5 protein-coding genes and 2 tRNA genes are annotated in these 6,130 nt (G+C 66.1%); 3 read left to right on the top strand and 4 right to left on the bottom strand.

Annotated features, from left to right (window positions below; all coding sequences use genetic code 11):
- Positions 1-12 precede the first annotated feature (12 nt).
- Both CKY51_RS22145 and CKY51_RS22150 read right to left on the bottom strand, forming a co-directional pair.
- Positions 13-87, bottom strand: a tRNA-Gln gene (locus CKY51_RS22145).
- 50 nt (positions 88-137) lie between these two features.
- A tRNA-Met gene (locus CKY51_RS22150) sits at positions 138-214 on the bottom strand.
- Positions 215-333: 119 nt separating this feature from the next.
- Here CKY51_RS22150 and CKY51_RS22155 point away from each other — a divergent pair.
- From CKY51_RS22155 to bfr, 3 genes are all read left to right on the top strand, one after another.
- Positions 334-948: an RNA pyrophosphohydrolase gene (locus CKY51_RS22155; protein ID WP_031340445.1), complete on the top strand. Its 615-nt coding sequence runs from the start codon at positions 334-336 to the stop codon at positions 946-948.
- Between the two features lie 80 nt (positions 949-1,028).
- Positions 1,029-1,238: a (2Fe-2S)-binding protein gene (locus tag CKY51_RS22160; protein WP_031340446.1), complete on the top strand. Its 210-nt coding sequence runs from the start codon at positions 1,029-1,031 to the stop codon at positions 1,236-1,238.
- Between the two features lie 150 nt (positions 1,239-1,388).
- A complete protein-coding gene (gene bfr, locus CKY51_RS22165; protein ID WP_022973631.1) occupies positions 1,389-1,859 on the top strand; it encodes a bacterioferritin in 471 nt (156 codons plus the stop codon).
- Positions 1,860-2,102: 243 nt separating this feature from the next.
- Here the strand turns inward: bfr and CKY51_RS22170 are convergent, their stop codons facing one another.
- Both CKY51_RS22170 and CKY51_RS22175 read right to left on the bottom strand, forming a co-directional pair.
- Positions 2,103-4,331, bottom strand: coding sequence for an ATP-binding protein (locus tag CKY51_RS22170; RefSeq protein ID WP_425479901.1), 2,229 nt, complete (start codon positions 4,329-4,331; stop codon positions 2,103-2,105).
- Between the two features lie 81 nt (positions 4,332-4,412).
- The coding region (locus tag CKY51_RS22175; protein WP_152250056.1) for an EAL domain-containing protein at positions 4,413-6,130 on the bottom strand (1,718 nt) is incomplete at its 5' end.

Genomic DNA, 6,130 nt, shown 5'->3' on the forward strand with positions numbered 1-6,130 from the left:
TTTTTGTGTGTTTGGCTGCCCCGGATGGATTCGAACCACCGAATGCCTGAGTCAGAGTCAGGTGCCTTACCGCTTGGCGACGGGGCAATGAAGCGTTGGGCCGCGATTATCGCACGCTGGTGGCGGGCTGAAAACCGTGGTGGCTATGGGTGGACTCGAACCACCGACCCCAGCATTATGAGTGCTGTGCTCTAACCGGCTGAGCTACATAGCCTAGGGAACCGCCAATTTTCACGATGGCCGGGGGGGCTGTCAAGCATTTTGTTTTCAGCTTGTGAGCGGGCCGCTGCCATGGCAGAGTCGGTGGCAGTAGATTTTTCAGGAGTCCGCATCGTGATCGATCCGGACGGTTTCCGACCCAATGTCGGCATCGTGCTGATGCGCGAGGACGGGCAAGTGTTCTGGGCACGACGCGTGCGCAGGGACGGCTGGCAGTTCCCGCAAGGCGGCATGAATACCGATGAGACGCCGGTCGAGGCCATGTACCGCGAGTTGCGCGAAGAAACCGGTCTGTTGCCCGAGCATGTCGAATTGCTTGGCGCCACGCCCGGTTGGCTACGGTATCGCCTGCCCAGCCGCGCCGTGCGGCACAACGAACGGCAGGTCTGCATCGGCCAGAAACAGGTGTGGTTCCTGCTGCAGTTCACCGGCAACGAGTCCCATCTGAAGCTCGACCAGACCGACAGCCCGGAGTTCGACCACTGGCGCTGGGTGGATTTCTGGTACCCGGTGGAGCATGTGGTGATGTTCAAGCGCGGCGTGTATGCACGTGCATTGCGCCACCTGGCGCCGCTGGCGCAGAACGTCGCCGGCGCCGCCGTGGGCGTGATGCCGCAGCGGGCTCTGGAAGCCTGGCTGCCGGGCAGCAGTGCGGCCGGGCACGATCGCCCGCGCAAGCGCCCGCGCAAGCGCGGCCTGACGCGTCCAGTCAGGATTAATAATGATTAACGTCTGGAATTGACACCTATTCTCGTTTGCGGTGGAATTGTCGCCGGTCCTCTCCGGATCGCCGGCCCGACATCGCGCCCGTGTACGTCTGCATCTGCAATGGGGTCACCGACCACCAGATCCGCGAAGCGGCCGAGAACGGCTGCTCCACTGTTGCCGAATTGACCCTGCGGACCGGCTGTGGCGCCAACTGCGGCTCTTGCCTGGACATGGCCCGCGATCTGCTGCATCAGGCACGCGCCACGCGCGAGTTCGGTCTGCCAATCCTGGGGCTGGCCAGCGCCGCCTGACGCACGCCGACCGCTGAGCCGCCCCAACATCCCTCCCTGTTGGTCAACCGCTGCCTGTCGGTGGTGCCGCAACTGATCACGATTCGCGTTCCTTCACGGGCCTTTCCAACACGGTAGAGTGCCGCCGGCGCACCGTTTTGGAGACATCGCATGAAGGGCGACAGCAAGGTCATCGAGTACCTCAACAAGGTGCTCTACAACGAACTCACGGCGATCAACCAGTACTTCCTGCACGCCAAGATGCTGAAGAACTGGGGGCTCAAGGAGCTCGCCGAGCATGAGTACAAGGAATCCATCGACGAGATGAAGCATGCCGACAAGTTGTCGGATCGCATCCTGTTCCTCGAGGGACTTCCCAATTTCCAGGCCTTGGGCAAGCTGCGCATCGGTGAGAACCCGACCGAGATGTTCCGCTGCGACCTGGCGCTGGAGCGCGAAGCGGTCGTGGTGTTGCGCGATGCGATCGCCTACGCCGAGACAGTGCAGGACTTCGTCAGTCGTCAGCTGTTGGTGGACATCCTCGAGTCGGAAGAGGAGCACATCGATTGGCTGGAGACCCAGCTGGACCTGGTTGCGCGCATTGGCGAACCGAATTATCTGCTGACCAAGCTGGACGACTGAGCGCGGCAATGGCGCGCCGTCGCTGTTGCGTGCGGCGCGGTGGTCCACTGCGGCGGGTTGCACCGATCGCTCTCATGGCGGGTCGTTGATCGTCCATGGGCTCGATTGCCGCGGCGATGACGTTGCCGTTGCGCGCAGCTGCAATCGCAGCTCGGGCGGACGGCGTCACCGTGACACGAGGCGTGTCCGAGCCGTCGGGTACTGTGCCGCACGCAAGCAAAGCGGCAGGCGCGATACGCTGGCTCAGCCGTTGGCGCTGCTGACCAGCGCCTGCAGGCGGCTGACTTGGCCGAGCAGTGCCAGGCGCGCGCGGGCATATTCGGCGATCACCAGCGCCACCATCGCCGACGGCCGCTCGATGGTGCCGGTGCGTGCGGCCAGTTCGATGCGCCGCGCCGCGTTTGAGAGCGCCTGCGCGCCGACATTGGCGCTGGAGGACTTCAGCGAATGGGCTAGGTCGCGCAGCTGCATGCTGTCGCGATTGCCGGCAGCGCTCTCAAGTTGCTCGATGATCCCGGGAGTGTCTTCCAGGAACAGCTGCAGGATGCGGATGGTGTCGTTGCCGGCGACTTCGTAAAGCTCCTCGACGACGTCGGCATCCAGAATCGGCAAAGCACGCGCCTGGGCAGCGCTGCCGGCACTTTCCGGCGCATCGGTAATGCCGCTTGCCGCAGGCGCGGCGGTGAGCGATTGCCGTGGCAGCCAGCGCTGCAGGCAGGCGTCCAGTTGCTCGCGCGCCACCGGCTTGGACAGGTAGTCGTCCATGCCGGCGGCCAGGCAGCGTTCGCGGTCGCCGGCCATTGCGTTGGCGGTCATGGCCACGATCGGAATCGGACGTCCGCCGCTTTCGGTTTCCATCGCGCGCCAACGGCGGGTAGCGGCATAGCCATCCAGCACCGGCATCTGGCAATCCATGAAGACCAGGTCGTAACGACTGGACTCCATGCGGTTCAGTGCGGCCTCGCCGTCGGTGGCGGTATCGGCCTCATAGCCGAGGACGGCGAGCAGTTTTTGCGCCACCAGCAGGTTGACCGGATTGTCCTCCACCAACAGGATCCGCATCTCCCGCGCATTGGCCGGGGGAGGTGGCAGCGGCTCGGGAATCAATGGCGCTGCCAGCAACGGTGCCGGAGCAGATTTGGACTCGGGCGGCATCACCAGCGCGCGCAAGGTCTCGTCTGGGCTTTGTCGCGGCGTCAGCGCGGCGTTATCGTGCAATTCGGACGGCACCGGCTCGTCGCCGTACAGCCAGATCAGCCGTGCCCCAGCCTGATCGGCGGGGCGCGCCAGCGCGCGGTGCAGCGCACGCGCGCTGTAGCGCAGGGTGTCGTGATCGGCGATGACGCAGCGGAAGCCGTCGCCGTCGCCGTCGTGGCGACGCAGGCGTTCCAGCGCTTCCTGGGTGGTTTCCATCACCACGCTGGTGACGCTCCAGGTGTCGAGCAGGCGCTTGATGCGCTGGGAGAGCCGGGCGTCGGAGCTGATCAGCATGACCCGCGCATCCTCTTCGCCGGTGGCCGGCTGCAGGTCGCCGACGCCCTTGAGCAGCGGGATCTCGAACCAGAAGGTGGAGCCGCGTCCGGGTTCCGATTCCACCCCGATGCGTCCGCCCATCAGGTCGATGATGCGCTTGCAGATCGCCAACCCCAGCCCGGTGCCGCCGTACAGGCGGGTGGTGGACGCATCGGCCTGGGCGAAGGAGCGAAACAAGCGCGCCTGTTGATCCGGAGCGATGCCGATGCCGGTGTCGCGCACCTGGAAGCGCAGCAGGTGCTGCGCGCGGGTCTCGCCCAAACGCCGCAACTGTATATTCACGCTGCCGCGTTCGGTGAACTTGATCGCGTTGCCGATCAGGTTGCCCAGCACCTGCCGCAGGCGGATCGGGTCGCCGCGCACCAGCAGGCGCACCGCCGGTTCGATATCCAGACCGAGCCGCAGTTGCTTGCCCTCGGCGGTGCGCTGCATCAGCTGCACCACGCCATCGAGCAGTTCGCGCAGGTTGAAGGTGGTGATCTCCAGCTCCAGCTTGTTGGCTTCGAGCTTGGAGTAATCGAGGATGTCGTCGACGATGCGCAGTAGCTGCTGCGAGCTGTCGCTGGCGGTTTGCAGCATGTCGCGCTGATCCAGACTCAGATCGCCGCGTGCGATCAGCTCGAGCATCGGGATGATGCCGTTGAGCGGCGTGCGGATCTCATGACTCATCGTGGCCAGGAATTCGCCCTTGGCCAGCGCAGCGGCTTCGGCCGCCTGCTTGGCGCGCAGCAGTTCCTGTTCGAGCTCGCCGTGGCGCTGCAATTCCTGCTGCATTCGCTCGCGGGTGGTCTCGGATTGCTCCAGTCCTTGCTGCAGCGTGTGCGCGACGCGCGCCCGACGCCGCGTCGCCAGCAGCGCGCCCAGGCAGGCCAGCGCCCCGAGTCCCGCAGCGGCAAGCGTCAGCAGCGTCCAGGGACCTGCGATCCCGCTCCACGGCATTGCAGCGCCAAGCGCGCCGATGGCCGATGCCAGCAAGCCGATGCCGATCCACAGCGCGGGGCGTCCTGCCGGCGAGGCCACTCAGAGCACCGAGTGACTGAAGTCGAAGTCCAGCTCCTTGCCGACCGTCTGCACCAGGTTGCCCTGGATGAAGTCCACGCCACTCATCCACATCGCCGCCGCGGCCTGCGGGTCCTCGATGCGTTGGCCGATGATCTGCAGCCCACGCTGGTGGGCGAGTTCGATCACCCCACGCAATTCGTCGCGGATGCCAGCGTTGCCATGCGCATCGGCAAACCGGTTGGCCATGCGCACGAACCCCAGCGGCAACTGCGCCAGCAGCGCATTGGCTTCGTCGCCCGGCTCGAACTGACTCAGGCAGAACTGCACCCCGGCCGGCATCAGCTTGGCGCAGAACTGCTGCACCGTGACGGCGTGGATCAGCGCGTCTTCCAAGCGCAGATCGACGATCAGCGACGGTCCGGCCACGCCGCGTTCGTTCAGTGCCTGCAGCAACCAATCGGCGAAGGCATCGCGCGCCAGGGTGCGCGGGGACTGCGACACGAACAGCCGCAATGGCGGACTGGCATGCTGGTAGAGATGCAGCAGGCCCAGGGCGTGCTCCATCACCTGCTGGTCGAGGTCGGCGATGCGTCCGGCTGCTTCGGCCGCCGGGATCACCTGCCCGGCCGACAGCAGGGTGCCGTCGGCCTGACGCAGTCGCAACAGCACCTGGTATTGCGCGGTGTCGCCACCGGCCACCGCGACGATCGGCTGATAGGCCAGCTCCAGCTGGCCTTCGACCAGGCGCAGCTGCTCCTGCTGCTCGACATGGCTCGGCGGCACATAAGCCTGCACGCCCTCGCTATGCAGCCGGGCCTGCAGGGCGGTGCGCTCCACGGCCTCCAGCGCGCTGCCGGGATCGTCGAACCCCAGGCTCAACGGCGCCACGCCGATGGCGCAACGCAGGTGCACCGATTCGTCTTCGCGCACCGGGAAGCCATGCGCCGACAGTCGCTGGCGGATCTCCAGCGCCTGCGCCGTCAGGCCGGCCTCGTCCATGTCCACCGCCAACAGCAGGAAGCTGTTGTCGTTCAATCGCGCCAGCGGATAGGGCTGGGCGAACCCAGCCAACCGATGGCCGACCTGGGTCATCAGGCGCTCGTAGGCGGCGTAACCGTAGCGTTCGCGCAGCCCCAGCGCGCTGGCGATCTCGATGAACATCAGCCCGCCCGATCGCCGCTGCTGCAGGGTGTCGGCCAGCAAAGCCATCACATGGGCGCGGGTCGGCAGGCCGGTTTCCGGATTGCTGCGTGCGCTCACCTGCGCACCGGCCTGCTGCAGTGCTTGCTGGCGGGCGCGGCGGATCCGGTTGGAGACCGCGGCGATCAAATGACGTGGCCGGATCGGCTTGGTGAGGAAGTCGTCGGCGCCGCTGTCGAGCACTTCGAACTGCCGCTCCGGATCCGGGTCGCCGGTCAGGAAGACGATCGGCAGCAAATGCTGGCCGGGTTGTTGGCGGATCAGTGTGGTCAGACGGATGCCGTCGAGCTCGGGCATGTGCAGATCCATCAGGATCAGGTCCGGGTGGTAGTCCTGGATGGCCTGCGGCACGTTGGCCGCCGCCATCTCCACCTGTGCATGCATGCCGGCACCGTGCAGCACGCTTTGCGCAAACAGCGCCTGCGAACGATCGTCCTCGACGATCAGCACGCGATAGGGCGCGTCTGCCGCCAGCTCGCCAGGTTCGTCGTTGCTGCCCGAACTGGACGCTGGGGAGGCAGCGGCTGGCGCGCGTG

It is taken from the genome of Xanthomonas maliensis (assembly GCF_009192945.1).
GTDB lineage: Bacteria > Pseudomonadota > Gammaproteobacteria > Xanthomonadales > Xanthomonadaceae > Xanthomonas > Xanthomonas maliensis.